15 protein-coding genes and 1 tRNA gene are annotated in these 19,155 nt (G+C 65.1%); 5 read left to right on the top strand and 11 right to left on the bottom strand.

From position 1 onward, the window contains the following. Positions 1 to 73: 73 nt before the first annotated feature. A complete protein-coding gene (locus MU856_RS10575; protein ID WP_263587512.1) occupies positions 74 to 2,794 on the top strand; it encodes a protein kinase domain-containing protein in 2,721 nt (906 codons plus the stop codon). Between the two features lie 179 nt (positions 2,795 to 2,973). Then, entirely contained in the window at positions 2,974 to 4,323 is a 1,350-nt protein-coding gene (locus tag MU856_RS10570; RefSeq protein WP_263587511.1) for a hypothetical protein, read from the top strand. Positions 4,324 to 4,581: 258 nt separating this feature from the next. Here MU856_RS10570 and MU856_RS10565 read toward each other — a convergent pair whose 3' ends face one another. The 3 genes from MU856_RS10565 to MU856_RS10555 form a co-directional block, all read right to left on the bottom strand. Next, a complete protein-coding gene (locus MU856_RS10565; protein WP_263587510.1) occupies positions 4,582 to 4,923 on the bottom strand; it encodes a helix-turn-helix domain-containing protein in 342 nt (113 codons plus the stop codon). 153 nt (positions 4,924 to 5,076) lie between these two features. Next, a complete protein-coding gene (locus MU856_RS10560) occupies positions 5,077 to 5,748 on the bottom strand; it encodes a DUF4386 domain-containing protein (RefSeq protein WP_062900373.1) in 672 nt (223 codons plus the stop codon). Beyond that, positions 5,745 to 6,164, bottom strand: coding sequence for a DUF6326 family protein (locus tag MU856_RS10555; protein WP_062900372.1), 420 nt, complete (start codon positions 6,162 to 6,164; stop codon positions 5,745 to 5,747). Before MU856_RS10555 ends, MU856_RS10560 begins: the two co-directional genes overlap by 4 nt. Before the next feature lie 372 nt (positions 6,165 to 6,536). Here MU856_RS10555 and MU856_RS10550 point away from each other — a divergent pair, with 372 nt between their 5' ends. Then, entirely contained in the window at positions 6,537 to 7,532 is a 996-nt protein-coding gene (locus MU856_RS10550) for a helix-turn-helix domain-containing protein (protein ID WP_263587509.1), read from the top strand. 81 nt (positions 7,533 to 7,613) lie between these two features. On the opposite strand, the gene MU856_RS10545 is transcribed toward MU856_RS10550, so the two are convergent. The 4 genes from MU856_RS10545 to moaA form a co-directional block, all read right to left on the bottom strand. After that, positions 7,614 to 7,688 (bottom strand) — tRNA-Asn (locus tag MU856_RS10545). A gap of 87 nt (positions 7,689 to 7,775) precedes the next feature. Then, positions 7,776 to 8,222, bottom strand: a complete 447-nt coding sequence (locus MU856_RS10540) for a surface-adhesin E family protein (RefSeq protein ID WP_062900370.1) — start codon at positions 8,220 to 8,222, stop codon at positions 7,776 to 7,778. A 59-nt stretch (positions 8,223 to 8,281) separates the two neighbouring features. Further along, complete coding sequence (locus MU856_RS10535; RefSeq protein ID WP_062900369.1) at positions 8,282 to 9,052, bottom strand: NAD kinase; 771 nt, start codon at positions 9,050 to 9,052, stop codon at positions 8,282 to 8,284. A 21-nt stretch (positions 9,053 to 9,073) separates the two neighbouring features. Next, positions 9,074 to 10,081, bottom strand: coding sequence for a GTP 3',8-cyclase MoaA (moaA, locus tag MU856_RS10530; protein ID WP_062900368.1), 1,008 nt, complete (start codon positions 10,079 to 10,081; stop codon positions 9,074 to 9,076). 60 nt (positions 10,082 to 10,141) lie between these two features. Between moaA and MU856_RS10525 the strand changes: the two genes are divergently transcribed. After that, positions 10,142 to 11,338, top strand: a complete 1,197-nt coding sequence (locus MU856_RS10525; protein ID WP_062900367.1) for a GGDEF domain-containing phosphodiesterase — start codon at positions 10,142 to 10,144, stop codon at positions 11,336 to 11,338. A gap of 19 nt (positions 11,339 to 11,357) precedes the next feature. Here the strand turns inward: MU856_RS10525 and mfd are convergent, their stop codons facing one another. Both mfd and MU856_RS10515 read right to left on the bottom strand, forming a co-directional pair. Further along, a complete protein-coding gene (mfd, locus tag MU856_RS10520) occupies positions 11,358 to 14,852 on the bottom strand; it encodes a transcription-repair coupling factor (RefSeq protein ID WP_263587508.1) in 3,495 nt (1,164 codons plus the stop codon). Then, complete coding sequence (locus tag MU856_RS10515; RefSeq protein ID WP_062900365.1) at positions 14,849 to 15,109, bottom strand: succinate dehydrogenase assembly factor 2; 261 nt, start codon at positions 15,107 to 15,109, stop codon at positions 14,849 to 14,851. Before MU856_RS10515 ends, mfd begins: the two co-directional genes overlap by 4 nt. 206 nt (positions 15,110 to 15,315) lie before the next feature. On the opposite strand from MU856_RS10515, the gene recG reads away from it, so the two are divergent. After that, positions 15,316 to 17,382: an ATP-dependent DNA helicase RecG gene (gene recG / locus MU856_RS10510; protein ID WP_263587507.1), complete on the top strand. Its 2,067-nt coding sequence runs from the start codon at positions 15,316 to 15,318 to the stop codon at positions 17,380 to 17,382. A 108-nt stretch (positions 17,383 to 17,490) separates the two neighbouring features. Here recG and MU856_RS10505 read toward each other — a convergent pair whose 3' ends face one another. Together MU856_RS10505 and tyrS are read right to left on the bottom strand one after the other, a co-directional pair. Continuing rightward, positions 17,491 to 17,832, bottom strand: coding sequence for a PilZ domain-containing protein (locus MU856_RS10505; RefSeq protein WP_003039557.1), 342 nt, complete (start codon positions 17,830 to 17,832; stop codon positions 17,491 to 17,493). A gap of 76 nt (positions 17,833 to 17,908) precedes the next feature. Then, on the bottom strand, positions 17,909 to 19,135 hold the full coding sequence (gene tyrS / locus MU856_RS10500; RefSeq protein WP_263587506.1) for a tyrosine--tRNA ligase: 1,227 nt from the start codon (positions 19,133 to 19,135) through the stop codon (positions 17,909 to 17,911). Positions 19,136 to 19,155: the final 20 nt, after the last annotated feature.

The raw sequence follows: 19,155 nt of genomic DNA, 5'->3' as shown, positions 1-19,155 counted from the left end.
CTATTTTGGTGGGTCCTCAAAGTCTTGAAGCTACTCTAAAGAATTTCTAAAGTTGACCGGACAGGGGGTCGCCATGACGCAATCAAGCTCTTCCCGACGGAGGCGCAGGCTCTGGAAGTTCGCGGGGGCAGAGTTCGACGAAGCCAGCTGGACGCTGCGTGTCGATGGTCATGCCGTAACGCTCGAGGGCAAGCCGCTCGAAGTGCTGCACGAGCTGCTTCTGCGCGCGGGCGAGGTCGTGACGAAGGATGAGATCTTCGATGCGGTGTGGCCGGGCGTCACCGTGGTCGAGGGGTCGCTGACCACGGCCATATCGAAATTGCGCAAGGCGCTCGGCGAAACGCGCGAGCAGATTGTCGAGACGGTGCCGCGGGTCGGATACAAGCTCGCCGCGCCGGTTGCGATCGAAAGCGTCGAGTCCCCGCTGGCGCCGCGCTTCGCTTTTGCCGCCGGCGACGCGGTCCCCGGCCGCCGGCAATGGCGGCTGGTCGACGCGCTTGGCGATAGCGGCGCTGATGATGTCTGGCAGGCGCGCCATGACAAGACCGGCGAGACGCGCGTCTTCAAATTCGCCGATGCGCCTGACCGGCTGCGTAGTCTGAAACGCGAAGCGGCGCTGACTCGGCTGCTCTTTGCCGGACTCGGCAAATCGGCCCCGCTTCCCGCGCTGCTCGAATGGAATTTCGACGCGTCGCCCTTCTTCCTCGAATATAGCTATGGCGGCCGCGATCTGACGGCGTGGGCGTCCGAGCGGGGCGGGCTGGCGGAGATTGCGGTCGAAACGCGCATTGCGGTCGCGGCGATGATCGCGCGCGCGGTCGCGCGGATGCACGATCTGGGCGTGCTGCATAAGGATCTGAAACCCGCGAATATCCTGATCGCGACCGAGGACGGCGGCGAAACGATCCGGCTGGCCGATTTCGGTAGCGGGCGCCTCCTCGACGATAGCGTGCTCGCCAGCTTTCAAATCACCGATCCGGGATCGCTCGACCCCGATCTGGCGCGCGACGAACCGCGGTCGGGAACGCTTGCCTATCGCGCGCCCGAGCTGACCGGCGATGCGATGCCGACGGCGAAAAGCGATATCTATGCGCTGGGAATGATCCTCTATCAGCTCGTGGTCGGCGATTTTTCGGCGTCGCTGGCGCCCGGCTGGGAAGGCCGCATCGCCGATCCCGTACTACGCTCGGACATTTTGGCCGCGGCCGAGGGCGATCCGGCGCTCCGCTTGGCCAGCGCCGCCGATCTCGCCGACCGGCTCGAGACGATCGACCGTCGGCGCGCCGACGCATCGGCGGCGGCGCGGCGGGCGGCGGCCGCCGAAGAAGCGCGACGGGCCGAGGAAAAACAGGCGGCGCGGCGTCCTTGGATCCGCGCCGCCATCGCGAGCCTCGCGGGCGGCTTTATCGCGTCGAGCGCGCTGGCGGCCTATGCCTGGCATCAGCGCGGTGCGGCACTGGACGCACGCGATCAGGCCGAGACCAGCTATGCCTTCATCGCCGAAGATGTGCTGTCCAGCCCCGATCCGGCGAAGTCGAGCACCGACGAAACGGTCATCGAGGCGATGAAGCGCGCGAGCGCGAATATCGACGCGCGTTATGCCCGCTCGCCGGGCACCGCCGCGCGGCTCCATCTCGCGGTCGCGCGCGCCTTTTATCAGCGCAGCGATTTCGACACCGCCCGCACCGAATATGCGCGCGCCGCCACGCTGTTCGGCAAGGCCGGGGAAGCCGACAGCGAGGATGCCGTCCTGGGCCGGCTCGGCAGCATCCATATGGACGCAACTTCGGGCCAGCCTGGACGGTTGGAGGCGGCAGGGGCCGCCATCGCCAAAGAGCAAAAGGCGCTCGGCGACCGGGCGAAAAGCGGGCGTATCGGCTTCGCGCTGGCGCAGTCGGAGGGGGCTTATGCCTACACCGCCGACATCGAGCGGGCCGAGCGCGCGATACGCCGCGCGGTCGCGATCGGTTCGGCGCCGGGCGCGCGCGTTTCGCCGACCCAATTGCTGAAAGCGCGGTCTTCGCTGGCGCTCGTGATGCTACGCGAGGGCAAGGTTAAAGAGGCGGAACCGGTGGCGCGGGCTATCGTCGCCGACTCGACCCGGATACGTGGAGCGGACAATCCGGACACGCTTGTGACGCGGCAGCACTGGGTGACGGCGCTGTCGATGCTCGGCGAACATGAGCGCGCGCTGCGCGAAAGCGGTCCGCTGATCGCAGCGCTCGAACGGCGCTTCGGTCCCGATCATCGCTTCACGCTGGCGATGCATTCGACGCGGTTCGAGAGCCTCGCCGCTCTCGGACGCTATGACGAGGCAGCGGTGGAAGCGAAGCGCGTCTGGGAGGGGGCCGCTACGCAGGCCGGATCGCTGTCGCATCAGGCGCTTGTCGGCCAGAATGACTATGCGTCGGCTCTCTGTCAGACGAACCGGCGTCGCGATGCCTTGCCTATCCTGGTGGATGCGGCGGCAAAGGCCCGCCAAGCATTCGGCGCCGATTACGGCCTGACCCATACGATTCAATTCTATCTGGGCGAGTGCGAACTTGCGAACCACCGGTTTGCCGAAGCGCAGCGCAGCCTTTCGCTTGTCGATGCAACCAAGGTTGCCGAATTGACCGGGCGGCCCGATTTCGCCGCGACTCTGGCCGCGGCGCGGGCCGAGACGATGCTGGGGCTGGGCGACCGTGCCAAGGCCGGTACGCTGCTCGATACGGCCGAGGCTGCGGCAAAGGCGTCGGAAGATCCCGAACTCAAACAGCGGTTGCAACGGCTGCGCGCTCAATTGCGCGGGTAAGGCTGGAGCGCGAGGCGGTTCTGGCTTGAGATAATCTTTAGAACGGCGTGAAGACTTCGTGGCATCGCGCTCGCTAGCTCTCTGATGAAACCCGGCGGACGGGCCGGAATCGGTAGAGAGGGAGCGATCATGCGGGCACAGTCAGGCCATCGGTGCGTTATGACGGCGGAGGGGCGCCCATGATCCGCCCGTTGATGACGGCGTCGTCGATGCTGCTGCCGCTGCTCGCGCTCGTCCAATCGCAACCCGCGGCGACGCCAAAGGTCTGGCCGCGCGAGGTGCAGGCGCTCTATGACAGTCTGAAACAGGAATGCCGCGCCGAAGGCGGCAAATTCATTCCCGATCGCGCGCATTTCGCGGTCGAGACCGAGGTGACGGGCGACGGAAAGCCCGACTGGGTGGTGGATTACAGCAGTGCGCGATGCTCCAACGCGGGCTATTCGGCCTATTGCGGCACCGCCGGATGCATGATTGCCATCTTCGGGGCCGACCGCAACGGCTATCGCGAAATCTTCAACGATAATGTCCGGGACTGGCAGGCGGTGAAGCTCGACGGAAAGGGGCGCACCGGGCTGGGCCTTTCGGTTCACGGGACGGTGTGCGGAAGCGTCGGGGCGGATATGTGCCTGGAAGTCCTGCGGTGGGATGGACGCAAATGGGCGGTGGTTGAACGGCGCCGCGGCACCGATGCCGACCTGTCGGCGTCAACCGGTGAAGACGCCGGGCCGCCGCCCGCCCTTCACAGCGCGCGCTGGCAGGTCGCAGGAGGCGGTGCCGGCACCGTCGCCGCGGTAACGGGGCATCCCGAATTCACCGCGGTGGGGCTTCGTTGCCAACCGGGCGGCGGCGTGGCGATGACGATCGTGCCGGCCAAGGGGCTGCACCTGCCCCCGCCGGGCAAGCCCCTGCTGATCGGCTTTCGAAGCGCCGGCGAAGGCAGCGAGGCGACGCAAAGCCTGAGCCCCGAAGCCGGAAAGCCCGATTTCAGCGGCGCGCTCGATCCCGTCGCCCGCGGCCTGCTGATGGGCGCCGACAGCGACCTTTCGCTCTATGCAAGCTATGACGGCGGCGATGAATGGACCGAATTGACGGCGCTTTCGCTTGCCGGATCGACGGCGGCGATCCGAACGCTGGAGAAACAATGCCCACGCGGTGCTGTGGCCAATGCTGGGGGAGCGGCAGGTCCGGGCCAGTCGCGCATTTTGCCGCTGCCGGTCGGCTATTATGTCGATGCGCGCATCTCAACCTGCGAAAAGCCCTTCGCCGACATCGCGATTTATCTAGCCGAGGACCGGATCGTCCAGCGCGGCAACAGCTGCAAGTTCACCAGCCTGAAGATGACGAGCACAAACGCCTTTCGGCAAACCGAGAGCTGCCCCGACATCGATGGACGGCCGATGCCCGCCACACAGGATTACAGGATCACCGGACCCCAATCGTTTGAGCTTGTTGGGGTGGGCGACGCATGGACCTTTTGCTCTGCCAATCGCTTGCCCGCCAATGCAAAATTTTACCGGGCAGCGAAATAGGCGGGCTCGACGGAGCTGCAAAAAGGCAGGCAAGCGCGACCATTTTCCGGATATCATTCGGGGCCGATCGCGCGACATAATAGAGGTCGGGTGGAAGACGATCTGGCTTCTGCTGATCGCCTTTCGGGTGTGGCTCGCGGGCAAATGGACGCATGATATCGAAGCGCTTTTCCAAAACCGCATCGGGATGCTGCTCGCCTATAACTTCATGCCGTGGCGCCAAGTCGGGGCGCGTTAGGTGATCCAGCCGATGGGCCGCTACGTCGGCTGAATTAGCCGCGCGCGAAGATAGTCGCCGAGCTCCTGGCGGGACGAAAGGCCAAGGAGCAGCAATATCCGCGACAAATGGTTGCGGACGGTAAAATGCGAAATACCGAGTTCGCGGCCGATGCCTTTGTTCGACAGGCCGCGCATGACGCCCAGGGCGATTTCGAATTGCCTTTGCGTCAGACCGTCCCGCAATCCCCTCATGTTCGACTCGACCGGCGATATCTCGGGACAGGGGTCGGCATTGGTACGATCGTCGATTTCGAGGCAGGCCGACGCCAGAGCCCGAATTTGCGCAACCGCATGACCGTCGGCTGCGACGACAATGAGCAATTTGGAATTCTGCCTGGTTCGAAGGGCGTCGCGGAGCGACGCCGCGTACGGCTTTTCGCAAGGCGTATTTCGATCGCGCCCGAATTCGCCTCGCTTGTCGGGAGCGCTCATCGGCCTTGCTCGGGCAGAACGGCTTCGCTCTGTGTTCGCATATTACGCCTCGCGCTCGCGAATGCCGAACGCCAGCAACCACAGTGCGAGCGCCAGTTCGCCGAGCAGAGTGGGCAGGGTGAAATATTGCGGAAGCTGCGCCGCCCGGAGCGGCGCTCCGAGCCAGGCGAGGCTGTTGACGAGATTGCATGCGCCCGCCGCAGCAACGAGAAGGCCGATGGCTCTTGGCATCGCGCGTCCGTGCCAAATGAGCCAGCCAAGGAGCAGGCAATAAGCGCCGAAGAAAACAAGGCTGATCTTGTAGCCGTCGCCATGGACGCGCAGCAGCAGATACACCCAATCGGCGAGCGAGGATGACGGCTGCCCCAAATCCGGGAGCCGCAAAATCATCGCCGACAGCAGCGTATCGCATGCGAGCATCGCGATGCCGATCAGGCTGAAAGAAGCGGCTATGGCCGAGACCCGCGGCGCTCCCTTGCGGAAGATGCCATGCAGGAGAATGGTGACGCCGATATAGCAACCCAGCATCGCGAGATCGGCGATCATCCCGAGCCGGAATGTCGATCCCGATGCGAAAATGGCCTGTGCGGTTGCGGCGGGATCGCCGCGCACGATCAAGGCGCCGCGGGCGACGACTTCTGCGTAAACGCCAAAGCCTATCGTTCCCAGATACAGGAATCCGGCGAGGCGGGCATGCGAAGCGTCCGCGCTCATTCCGGGCCTCCTTCGGTGGTAGTCCACGTCCAGGCGGCGATGACGATCGAGGCGGTGAGCGCCATCTCGATGATCGCCAGAGTGATGTAGAATGGCGCGGCACCCGGCAGCGTCATCGCCATGATAGCGGTATACAAAAGGCCGAAGACGATATTGCTCCAGCGGCAAATTGCTGCCGGGAGATAGAGCGTCGCCGCGATCAGCAGCGCGGGGATCGCCATCATCAGCGAAACGGCAACCAGCGTTCCAGGGGTTGCGGGTCCAAGCGGCCCGATGTTTCCCTGCGCCATCGATGCCAGCTTGTTATCGGTATAGAGGCCGAAATAGTCGCCATAGACATAGCAGAACATTGTTGCTGTCCAGAGCGTCGACAGTTTGAGGCGGGTAGGGACCGGGATGTCCGTGAGACTCTTCATCGCATGACCTTGTTAAGTCCAAAATATGGGCGGCCACGGATCGTCGGGTCGTTGCAAAGAGGCGGGCCGGTCGGCCATCTCTCCTTCGTCCCCGTTTCCGCTCGGGCCACCCGCCGGATCGGTCATTTTGGCGCCGCTAGTCTTGCCGGTTTGGAATTCGGCGATGTTTTTTTGCGTCGATTGCCTCACATTGCCGATGAAATTTCGGCCATCGGATCCGCCGCACGGGCCAGCGGGCCGCCGAATATGCTTGCCGATCGCCCCCCGCGGCTTACTTGTTGCAGGGTGCGATTGCCGATGGGGGGCATGCGAGGCCAACCGATCCGGTGAGCGTCGTGGTTTCTGTCCGGAGTCTTTAAGGGTTCTGCGTTGATGGCGTCGATTTTGCAGCCTGGCATTCGTTCGCAGCGACCGGACCCGATGAGGATCGACCTTTCGCTTCTCTACGGCGCGGCCTTTTGTTGTGCGTCGCTCGCATTCTGCCTCAAGTCCGTGCTGGCATCGCGGCTGGGTATGGCCGTCGACGCGGTTGCGATCCTGGGTAATGCGACATGCGGATGGTCGTGGCTGGCAACCCGGTCGCTTTTCCGGTGCGAATCTCCGTCGCGAGGCGACTGGTGGCCGGTCGCCGCGGTGCTGATGGTGATGATCGCGTCCGCTGTGACATCGCTGGTGCCGGCAGACGGCATGCCTCTCAGGATCCTGGATAATCTTGCCAGATTGGGGAGTTCCGCCATGCTGCTTATGGCGGTGGCCGAACCGTTGCTCGATCTGCGCGCGCAAAGCGACAAATCCGAACGGCGCTTCCGCATCCTGTATTCAGGCATCTACGCAGCCATATTGGCGGTGGCGGTCCTGGCCGTCGACGGGGCGCCCGACGGGTCGGCCGCATCCCAACTCAGCATTCCGGTCAAGGTCGTTTGCGCGATCGCGGCGGTATTCGGCTATGGGTTGGCCCTCGGCCATCGGAAACGGCATCCGCTCGTCGATCCGAAGGCGCGCGCTTCGCGGAAACCCGTTGCGTCGGACCCCCGGCTTGAAGCGCAGTTGATCACGCTCATGCGCGAGAACAGCCTCTACGCCGAGGCTGATCTGCGCGTTGCCGACCTGGCACGGCTCACGGGTGAGCCCGAATATAAGGTGACCCAGTGCATTACCGGTGCGCTTGGCTACCCCAATTTCAATCAGATGGTGAACGGCTACCGCATCGAAGAGGCAAAGCGCCGCCTGGTCGATCCGGCGCTCGCCCACTTGCCGATCCTGACGATTGCGCTGGATTGCGGATTTGGTTCGATCGGCCCGTTCAACCGAGCCTTCAAGGCCGACACCGGCATGACGCCGCAGGAATTTCGTCGGCAGTCCCGATAGGCGTCGCCTCTGGAGGCGCGATACTGGACGAACATCGGCTTGTCGTCCGGTTCGGCGTTCCGCTTCAGCGATTTAAGTGAATGGCTCCCCGGGTAGGATTCGAACCTACGACCGATCGATTAACAGTCGATTGCTCTACCGCTGAGCTACCGAGGAGCAGCCCGCCGAGGCGGGCAAGGCGGCCCCTTTGCCGCCATGCGGATCATTTTGCAAGGGGGTTGTACGGCAATTTTTACGGATCGTTCAGAAGCCCGACCGAAATTTTTCGCGCACCCAGCTTTCGGGCGCCGGGAGGATGGGCGAGAAATAGTCCGAGCGGCCGCAGACCGTATCGATCAGCTGCCGTAGCACCGATCCCGACTGCGCGGTGGTCGAGTCCGACGGCCCCGCTTCGGTATCCAGATATTTGCCGGCGACGTAAAAGCTGCTGTCGCGCATGAATGACGTGTTCGAACCACAGTCGGCCTGCCGCGTGGTCATCGTGCGGTCGAAATCGCGCGTATCGGTCGTGCTTTCGTAGAGCGTCTGCTGGCGAAAGGTGACGGTGGTGCCCGACCGCTGCACCGAATCGATATCGACAAGATAGACAAGCTGCGGCGCGTTGCTGGAATAGGCGGCAAGCCGCCACGATTCGGCGAAGGCCGGCTGCGGCGCGAGCAATGGCAAAAGAGCAAGCATGGTCAGACGCATGAAATTCCCCCATTCATGTGAAGGGCGATGCTAACCGCGCCCGGCGGCCGCGCAAGCGGTCAAACGATGAATTGTTCCATCGCGATACGTTCGTCGAGCCCCTGATCGGGATCGAAGAGCAGCGTGAGCGGCCGGCTGCGATCGGTGGTGACGAGCACGGTCTTCACGTCGCGGATTTCGCGTTGGTCGGCGACCGCACTGACGGGCCGCTTGGCGGCTTCGCGGACGTTGAAACGGATGCGCGTCGATTCGGGAACCAGCGCGCCGCGCCAGCGTCGCGGGCGGAACGGGCTGATCGGGGTCAGTGCGAGCATTTCGGATTCGAGCGGCAGGATGGGGCCGTTCGCCGACAGATTATAGGCGGTCGAACCCGCCGGGGTCGCGACGAGCACGCCGTCGCAGGCAAGTTCCTCGAGCATCTGCTTTTCGTTGATCAGCACCTCAAGCTTCGCGGCCTGCCGCGTTTCGCGCAGCAGCGAAATTTCGTTGATCGCCGGCAGGATGTGCCGTTCGCCGCTGATCGTGGTGATATCGCCCTGCAGCGGGTGGATCAGGAAGGGGCGGGCGCTCGCGATGCGGTCGATCAGCCCTTCGACGCGAAATTCGTTCATCAGGAAGCCGATGGTGCCGCGGTTCATCCCGAACACGGGCAGACTGCGCCGCTGATCGAGAAGCTGGTGCAGCATGTGCAGCAGGAAGCCGTCGCCGCCGAGCACGATGAGCATGTCGGCTTCGCCAAGATCGACGAAATCGTAAAGCGGGCGAAGCTCGGCCTCCGCCTCCATCGCCGCGGGCGCATTCGACGCGACGAGCGCGATCTTGCGTTGCATCTGGTCCCCCTGGGGCGTGATCTAACCGCCCGTTGCACTCATATGACGCGCGACCGCCGGTGTGGACTTTCGTTCGATCTGAAAGTCATGCGCGCGGGGTTTGCCAGCCAATGCGGCATCAATCAAGCCATCGACATCGCTCCCTTCACGCAGCGCGGCGCGCAGGTCGACATGGTCGTCCTGGCCGAGGCACATATAGATGCGCCCCTCGACCGTCAGGCGGATGCGGTTGCAACTGGTGCAGAAATTATCGCTGAGCGGGGTGATCAGGCCGAGCGTGACCGGGCTGTCCTCGATCCCGAAATAGCGCGCCGGGCCGCCGGTGTGGCGATCGACCGGAAAGATGGCGCGATCGGCGCGCAGCGGCGCGATGAAATGGTGGAGCGGAATATAATGATCGCTGCGCTCATCGGCGACCTCGCCCAGCGGCATGGTCTCGATGAGGGTCAGATCGCAGCCCTCGTTGGCGCACCAGTCGAGCATCGGCAGAAGCTGGTCTTCGTTGAGCCCTGCCAGCGCGACCATGTTGATCTTCACCGCCAACCCGGCGGCCCGGGCTGCGGCGATGCCGCGCAGCGCCGTAGCGAGTTCGCCGACGCGCGTAATGTGGCGAAAGGCGTCGGGGTCGAGCGTGTCGAGACTGACGTTGACGCGGCGAATCCCCGCTTCGACAAGCATCGAAGCATGGTCGGCCAGCCGCATGCCGTTGGTGGTCAGCGTCAGTTCGTCGAGCCCGCGGCCGATGAGCGCGCCCAGTTGCGCCGCGAGCAGATCGATCCCGCGCCGTACGAGCGGTTCGCCGCCGGTGAGGCGGATACGGCGGACGCCGCGCGCAACAAAGCGTTCGGCAAGTACGCCCATTTCTTCTATACTGAGGACCGCGGATCGAGGCAGAAACTGCATCTCCTCAGCCATACAATACCGACATCTGAGGTCGCAGCGATCGGTAACGGACAGGCGCAAATAGCTGATGCGCCGACCGTGACCGTCGGTGAGTGGAGCGACAGGCGGGGCGGAATTTGCGGCCATCGCCTGAATGATGGTGCAAAAGGGAAGAGATTGGCAAGCAAAGCCTGCTAGGGGGCGCCAATGAATCGCACAGTTGACACGAACGCACAAAGCGTTCGGCACCTTGAAAATCTCCACGGTCGGCACGGCGCCGACGCGGGCGTCATTCTGGTCCAGGTCGACCAGCTCGCCCGAATCAACCATAGCGCCGGTACCGAGACCGGAAACGCGCTGCTCGACGAAGTCGCGCGCCGGCTCGAAACCTTTGCCGCTGACGAATTCGGTCATGGCTCGTTCGTCGGCCGGCTCGAGGGGCCGCGCTTCCTGATCGTGCCTGCGGTGCCCTTATCGCTCGGAGCGCTGCGCGCGCAGGAGCGGGCTTTGCACGTCGCGCTGGCCGAACCGATGGTCGGCGATCCGAATGGCCGGCTTGCGATTCGCATCGTTACGGCGCTGATCACGCGCGACGAGCCCGTCGAGGAGCAGCTTCGCGCCGCTGCCGACCAGCTCGCACGTCCAGCATCGGCGCGCGACGGTGTGATGGTCAAGTCGGCGCTCGCCAATGACGAGGTCGCAATCTTCTATCAGCCGCAATATGAGGTCGCGACGGGAGCGATGATCGGGGTCGAGGCGCTGCTGCGCTGGCAACATCCCGAACTCGGCCTGCTCGGCGCCGGACCGCTGGTTACCGCAGCGCGCGCGGCGCGCATGGAACGCGAGCTTACCGAACATGCGCATCGCGTCGCGCTGGCCGAGATCGCCGGCTGGCCGCGGGCGCTCGGCAAGCTTCGCGTGTCGCTCAACATCACCGCCGCCGACCTCGGCGATCCCGATTTCGCCGACCGTTTCGCGGCGATGGTGAAGGCCACTGGTGTCGATCCCGACCGCCTGACGCTCGAACTCACCGAACAGGCGATGCTCAGCGATCCGGCCAGCGCAGCGGCACAGCTTGCCCAAATCCGGGCGCTTGGCTGCGCAATCGCGATCGACGATTTCGGAACGGGCTATTCCAGCCTGTCGCTGCTCGCCAGGCTGCCGATCGACTATCTGAAGATCGACAATGGTTTCACGCGCACGATCGACGGCAGCGACCGCGACCGCATCGTGGTGCGCGCGATCGTGGACCTTGCGCGTGCGCTTGGATTGCTCGTCGTCGCCGAAGGGGTCGAGAACGAACGCCAACTCGAGCGGCTGCGCGAACTGGGCGTTGCGACCTGGCAGGGCTTTCTGAAGTCGGGGCCGGTGCCGGGAAGCGAACTGCCGGGGCTGATGGAATAAGTCCGCAATAGCGGCCGTCTTAGCTCGCCTGCCGTGCGAGTTTCCCCAAACCTTTCGACAGTTGCAGTGCGCCGTTGAGCCGCGCGCCCGCGCTGATCCAGTCTCCGCTCACCGACAGCTTGTTGTCGGGCCGGATGCGCGCGCGACCCTTCAGCCGCTCGACATAGGCGATCAGACCGGGGACATTGGCGAACTGGTCGCCGTGGAAGCTGACGAGGGCGCCCTTGGTGCCGACGTCGAGCTTGGCGATGCCAGCCGCCCTCGCGTTCGCCTTGATCTCCATGAGCTGGATGAGGTTCGCGGTTTCGGGCGGCAGCGGGCCGAAGCGGTCGATCATCTCGGCCGCGAAACCGTCGAGCCCGGTACGGTCCTCGGCCTCGTTGAGGCGGCGATAGAGCGCCATGCGTAGCGGCAGGTCGGGTACATAATCTTCAGGGATAAGGATCGGCGCATCGACCGTGATAACGGGCGACAAGGCCTCGCGCGGCGGTGCGACGCCGGCACCTTCGGCCTTGGCGACGAGGATCGCCTCTTCGAGCATCGATTGATAGAGTTCGAATCCGACCTCGCGAATATGTCCCGACTGTTCGTCGCCGACGAGATTGCCGGCGCCGCGAATGTCGAGGTCGTGACTGGCAAGCTGGAAGCCGGCCCCCAAGGTGTCGAGATCGCCGAGCAGCTTGAGCCGCTTTTCGGCGGTGTCGGTGATCGCGCCGCCCTCGGGCGTTGTGAGGTACGCGTAGGCGCGCGTTTTTGACCGGCCGACGCGGCCGCGGAGCTGGTAAAGCTGGGCCAGGCCGAAACGGTCGGCGCGGTGCACGATCAAGGTGTTGGCGCTCGGAATGTCGAGGCCGCTTTCGACGATCGTGGTCGATACGAGCACGTCATATTTGCGATCGTAGAAGGCGCTCATGCGCTCTTCGACTTCGCCGGGCGCCATCTGGCCGTGCGCGACGACATATTTGATTTCGGGGACGCGGGTGCGCAGGAACTCCTCGATGTCGGGCAGATCCTTGATGCGCGGGGTGACGAAGAAGCTTTGGCCGCCACGGTCATGCTCGCGCAGCAGCGCTTCGCGGATCACCACCGGATCCCACGGCGCGACATAGGTGCGTACCGCCAGACGGTCGACCGGGGGCGTCTGGATGACGCTGAGTTCGCGCAGCCCCGACATCGCCATCTGCAAGGTGCGCGGGATCGGCGTCGCCGTCAGCGTCAGCACATGGACGTCGGCCTTGAGCTGCTTCAGCCGTTCCTTGTGGACGACGCCGAAACGCTGCTCCTCGTCGACGATGACGAGGCCGAGATTACGGAATTCCACCGATTTCGCGATCACCGCGTGGGTGCCTACGACGATATCGATTTGCCCGCTGGCGAGGCCGTCGCGCGTTTTCTGCGCTTCGCCCGCGGGCACGAGACGCGACAGGCGGCCGATGTTGACCGGGAAGCCTTTGAAACGCTCGACGAAGTTCGTGTAATGCTGGCGCGCGAGTAAGGTCGTCGGCACGACCACCGCGACCTGCACCCCCGCCATCGCCGCGACGAAGGCGGCGCGGAGCGCAACCTCGGTCTTGCCGAAACCGACGTCGCCGCAGACGAGCCGGTCCATCGGGCGGCCCGACGCCATATCCTCCAGCACGTCGCCGATCGCGCGGTCCTGATCGTCGGTTTCCTGGTAGGGGAAACGGTCGGCGAAAGCGGGATAAGCGGCGTCCTGCGCCAGCACTTCGCCGGGGCGGAGCGCGCGTTGCGCCGCGGTCGCGAGCAGTTCGCCAGCGATTTCGCGGATGCGCTCTTTCATCCGCGCCTTGCGGCGCTGCCATGCCTCGCCGCCGAGCTTGTCGAGCGCAACCCCGTCGCTCTCGCCTCCGTAGCGCGAGAGGACGTCCAGATTTTCAACGGGGACGTAGAGCTTGTCGCCGCCCGCATAAGTGAGCGCGACGCAATCGTGCGGGCTTTTCCCGACCGGGATCGACGTCAGCCCTTCGTAGCGGCCGATGCCATGATCGAGGTGGACGACGAGATCGCCGACGCTGAGCGTCGCGAGTTCGGCGAGGAAGGCGTCGGCGCTTTTGCGGCGCTTTTGACGACGTACCAGCCTTTCGCCGAGAATATCCTGCTCGGTGAGCAGGCTGATCGCGTCGCTCGCGAAGCCGTGGTCGAGCGGAAGAACGACCATTGCGGTCGCGCCGCCGGCATCGGCCGAAGCGGTGCCGAGTGCTTCCTGCCAGCCGTCGGCGGAGGCAAGCGCGCTGACGCCATGGTCCCTGAGCAGCCCCGACAAGCGATCGCGCGCGCCCACCGAATAGCTGGCGATAATCGTCCGGCGGCCCTTGCGGCGTTCGTCCGACAGATGGTCGGCGACATTGTCATAGACGTTGAGGTCCGCCGCGCGCTCGGGCGTGAAATCGCGGGCGGCAAAGCTTTCGAGATCGATGACGTTCGGCGCGGGCGGGACATCGAAGGGGGAGACGACATGCACCGGCCGGTCGCGCTCGGCAGCCGCCCACTCGCTCGAGGTCAGGTAAAGCGTGTCGGGGGCGAGCGGGCGATAGCTGCCCGCCTGCTCGCGCTCGGCCGCGACGCGGTTTGCATGATAGTCGGTGATCGCATCGAAGCGCGTCTCCGCCGTCGCGTCGGTGCGGTGGCCGCGCAGCACCGGGGTTGCGGGGTCGATATGGTCGAACAGTGTCGCCAGCCGTTCCTCGAACAGCGGCAGCCAATGGTCCATCCCCGCCTGCCGCCGGCCCTCGCTGACCGCCTGATAGAGCGGATCGCCGGTTGCCTGCGCGCCGAACATCTCGCGGTAGCTCGACCGGAAGCGCTTGATCGTGTCCTGATCGAGCAGCGTTTCGGCCGCAGGAAGCAGTTGCAGCGACTTGGCGGGGCCAAGACTGCGCTGGTCGGCGGGATCGAAGCGGCGAATACTCTCGATCTCGTCGCCAAAGAAGTCGACGCGCAGCCCCGCGTCCTCGCCGGCGGGGAAAAGGTCGACGAGGCTGCCGCGCACCGCGAATTCGCCCTGATCGGCGACGGTATCGACGCGGTTGAACCCGTTGGCGACGAGCAGTTCGGCAAGCGCGTCGCGATCGATCCGCTGCCCCGGTGCGAGCGTGGTCGCGAGCTGGCGGATGCGGAAGGGCGTGAGGGTGCGCTGGGTGATCGCGGCGACGGTGGTCAGGATCAGTTCGCCGCGCTTCGGCGGCGCCTGCAGCGCCGACAGCGTGGCGAGCCGGTCGGCGCTGACGCGCATCGACGGCCCGGCGCGGTCATAGGGCAGGCAGTCCCAGGCGGGAAAGCGATGGATGACAAGGTCGGGCGCAAAGAAAGGCGCGGCATCGGCGACCGCCTGCATCGCGGTATCGTCGGTCGCGACATAGACGAGCCGCTTGTCGCTGGCGCGTGCCAGATCGGCGAGCAGCAGCGGCAGGAAGCCGTCCGCGGTGCGCGCGAGCGTCAGCGGTGCCGACGCCGACGCGATGGCGGCGAAAATGTCGGCGGAGGGACGGGTCATGGCAGCGGAATATAGTCCAGCCGGCGCATCGCGGCGATCATTGCCGGACGGTCGAGATGCGCGGGCGGGTGCCCGGTGCCGAGCGCCCACGCCATGATATCGACGTCATCTTCTTCGACGACGGCTTCGAACCACGCGATTTCGTCTTCGCCCCACGCCGCCGCATAGCGATCGAAGAAGCCGCCGATCATATAGTCGGCCTCGCGCGTGCCGCGGTGCCAGGCACGGAATTTCAGGCGTTTGAGGCGGTCTTGCATGGCGGGCCTTCTAATCGCGCAAGCGATGAAGTGAAAACGGACATCGCCCCCACTCACCGTTCGCCCTGAGCTTGTCGAAGGGCTGTTCTCTCTTTCCGCCGCTGGAAATAAGGACGGTGCTTCGACAAGCTCAGCACAAACGGAAGAGAGGTTGGGTTTCCTTCGCTCGACACGAACGGAAAGACGAGGCTAGACACGCCCTAGCCATGCGACCCGAAATCCTCAACCCGCTCTTTGCCGCGCTGACCGACCTCAAGGGTGTCGGTCCGCAGCTTGCCAAGCCGCTGACGCGACTGGGGCTCGAGCGCGTTGTCGATGTGCTGTTCCATCTGCCGACCGGCCTGATTTCGCGCGTGCCCGTCGACCGCCTCGATCAGGCGCAGGCGGGCCAGACGATCATCGTCGATCTGACCGCGCAGGATTACCGCCCCGGCCGATCGCCGCGGGCGCCCTTCGGCGTCGAGGCGTTCGACGCGGCGGGCGACCATGTGCGGCTGGTCTATTTCGGGCGGACGTCGGGTCTGGCGCGCAAACTGTTCCCCCTCGGGGAGCAGCGCCGGGTGTCGGGGCGGCTCGATCTTTATGGGGATATGCGCCAGATCGTGCACCCCGACCATGTCGCCGAACCGGGAGACGAGGCCGGGATTGCGGAACATGAGCCCGTCTATCCGCTGACCGAAGGACTGACCAATGCGCGGCTGTCGCAGCTGGCGGCGGTGGCGCTCGAGCGCCGACCCGAACTTGCCGAATGGATCGACGCGCCGCTGCTGGCGAGTCGCAACTGGCCCGCGTGGCGCGATGCGATGGAACGCGCCCACGCCAGCCCGCGCGACGAAGCGGCGCGCGACCGGCTCGCCTACGACGAGATATTCGCCAGTCAGGTCGCGCTGATGCTGATCCGGCAGGGATTGCGCAATCGGCGGGGGAGGGCGGTGCGCGGCGACGGGCGATTGGTCGATGCGCTAAGGCTGCCGTTTGGCCTGACCGGCGCGCAGGAGCGCGTCGGGCGCGAGATCGCCGGCGACATGGCGCAGGACACGCCGATGCTGCGCATGCTGCAGGGCGATGTCGGATCGGGCAAGACGCTTGTCGCGCTGCGCGCGATGCTGGCGGCGGTAGAAGCGGGAACGCAGGCGGCGCTGCTCGCGCCGACCGAGATTCTGGCCCGCCAGCATTATGCGACCTTGCAATCAATGCTCGCCGGGCTGCCCGTCAATCTCGCCATCCTGACCGGCCGCGACAAGGGACGGGCGCGCGAATCGACGCTGATGGGGCTTGCCGACGGCAGCATCGACATATTGGTCGGAACGCATGCGATCTTTCAGGACGCGGTGAACTACCGCGATCTGTCGCTCGTCGTGGTCGACGAACAGCATCGTTTCGGCGTGGCCCAGCGACTGATGCTGACGAACAAGGCGGCGCGTCCGCCGCATCTGCTGGTCATGACCGCCACGCCGATTCCCCGCACGCTGCTGCTCGCCAACCATGGCGAGATGGACGTGTCGCGGCTCGACGAAATGCCGCCCGGGCGGACGCCCGTCGATACGCGCGTCGTGTCGGTCGACCGGCTCGACGAAGTGATCGACGGCCTGGCCCGGCATCTGGCGAACGGCGCGCAGGCCTATTGGGTGTGCCCGCTGGTGGCCGAGAGCGAGGCGAGCGAACTGGCCGCGGCCGAAGATCGCGCCGCGCTGCTCCGCGCCCGGTTCGGCGAGGCGCGCGTCGGGCTGGTCCATGGCCGCATGAAAGGGCAGGACAAGGATGACGTCATGGCACGGTTCGAGGCGGGCGAGATCGGCGTTCTCGTTGCGACGACGGTGATCGAGGTCGGGGTCAATGTCCCCGCCGCCAGCCTGATGATCGTCGAGCATGCGGACCGCTTCGGGCTGGCCCAGCTCCACCAGCTCCGCGGCCGCGTCGGACGCGGAACGGCGAAATCGGTGTGCCTGCTGCTGCGATCGCAGACTCTGTCCGAAACGGCGCGCGAGCGGCTCGCGTTGATGCGCGACACGAACGATGGCTTCGTGATCGCCGAAAAGGATCTGGAGCTGCGCGGCGGCGGCGAATTGCTGGGGCTCAAGCAGTCGGGCGACGCCGATTATCGTTTGGCGACGCCCGAACAGCTCGTTCGCCTCTTGCCGGTGGCGCATGACGATGCGCGGCTGTTCGTCGAACGCGACGGCGGAATGGAAGGCGCGCGCGGCGAAGCGGTACGGTTTTGCCTGTATCTGTTCGAGCGCGATGCGGCGGTGCCGCTGCTGCGGAGTGGGTGAGCAAGCGTCGCCCCCGCGCAGGCGGGGGCCGCTGGCAGTTTTTGCAACGACGGAGAGACGGGTCTCCAACGGCCCCCGCCTGCGCGGGGGCGCCGCGATCGGGAAGCGCTAGTTTACGTCGCCGCGGGCGCCCATGGCGCGGATCATCGGCAGATAATCTTCGGCGGTGATCGATTTTTCGAACTGCACACCGGTCTTGCCGCCGAGCGACCAGACGACCTTTGCCGCCGTGCGGCCGATGATGGGCATGCGGAACACGACCAGATCGCCTGGCTCCAGCCCGCGTTCGTAACGCATCAGCAAGCCGTCGGCGCTGATGTTGACGCAGGTGCACATTTCCTGCCGCCCGTCGGGCAGCACGAAGGGCAGGCGACAGTAAACGTCGCTGCGCGGAGCAATTCGCTGGTCGAGCCCGACATAGTGGGCTTTGCTCGTGTCAATCTTACGCATACGTCCCGGACCTTTGTGGTTTGCCGGAGAAGATCATCGCGATTGCTGAAGAATCCGTAAACGCTTTTTTGCGGATTCAGCGCGTGACGAGCCCGTGCTTCTTTGCCCCCAGGCTGACCGGCACATCGTTTTCGCCGGGCACGACCAGATAATGGGGGTCGTGGATCACCGTGCCGTCGACCTTCACCGCCCCCTCGTCGAGCTTGCGGCGCGCCTCCTTGTTCGACGCCGCAAAACCCATTTCGCGCAGCGCGTTCAGGATGCCGATCCCTTCGGCCGGGGCCGAAACGCGCGGCAGGTCGCCGCCGATGTGGCCCTTTTCAAAGGTTTGCGTCGCGGTTTCCGCCGCAGCCTTCGCTGCATCGGCGCCGCGGCACAGCGCGGTCGCTTCGTTGGCGAGGATCTTTTTCGCTTCGTTGATCTCGGCGCCTTCGAGCGCTTCGAGCCGCGCGATCTCGGCAAGCGGAAGGTCGGTGAACAGCTTCAGGAAGCGGCCGACGTCGCGGTCGTCGCAGTTGCGCCAATATTGCCAATAGTCAAAATGGGACAGTTGATCTGCATTTAACCAGACGGCGCCGGCGGCGGTTTTGCCCATTTTGGCCCCCGCGGCGGTGGTCAGCAGCGGAGTCGTCAGCCCGAAGAGTTCGGCGCCGTCCATGCGGCGACCGAGTTCCATGCCGTTGACGATATTGCCCCACTGGTCCGATCCGCCCATCTGGAGCCGCACGTCCATCGCCTTCGACAGATGGCGGAAGTCGTACCCCTGAAGGATCATGTAGTTGAATTCGAGGAAGGTCATCGGCTGTTCGCGTTCGAGGCGCAGCTTGACCGAATCAAAGGTCAGCATGCGATTGATCGTGAAATGCGTCCCGACTTCCTGAAGCAGCTCGATATAACCGAGCTTGCCCAGCCAGTCCTGATTGTCGACCATCACCGCGTCGGTCGGGCCGTCGCCGAAGATCAGAAAGGGTTCGAAGATCGTGCGGATCGACGCGATGTTCGCGGCGATCGTTTCGTCGGACAGCATCTTGCGGCTCTCGTCGCGCCCCGTGGGATCGCCGATCCGCGTCGTCCCGCCGCCCATCAGCACGACCGGCTTGTGCCCCGTCTGCTGCAGGCGGCGCAGCATCATGATCTGGACGAGACTCCCGACATGCAGGCTGGGCGCCGTCGCGTCGAAGCCGATATATCCCGGGACGACCTGTTTGGCGGCAAGCGCATCGAGCCCTTCCGCGTCGGTCATCTGATGGATATAGCCTCGCTCGTCGAGCAGGCGCAGCAGGTCGGATTTATAGTTCGTCATGGCGGCCTCATTGAAAGCGG

The organism is Sphingopyxis sp. GC21, from assembly GCF_025727575.1.
GTDB classification, from domain to species: domain Bacteria; phylum Pseudomonadota; class Alphaproteobacteria; order Sphingomonadales; family Sphingomonadaceae; genus Sphingopyxis; species Sphingopyxis terrae_A.
The sequence above is the reverse complement of the archived record's forward strand: the minus strand, read 5'-3'. Positions and strand labels throughout refer to the sequence as shown.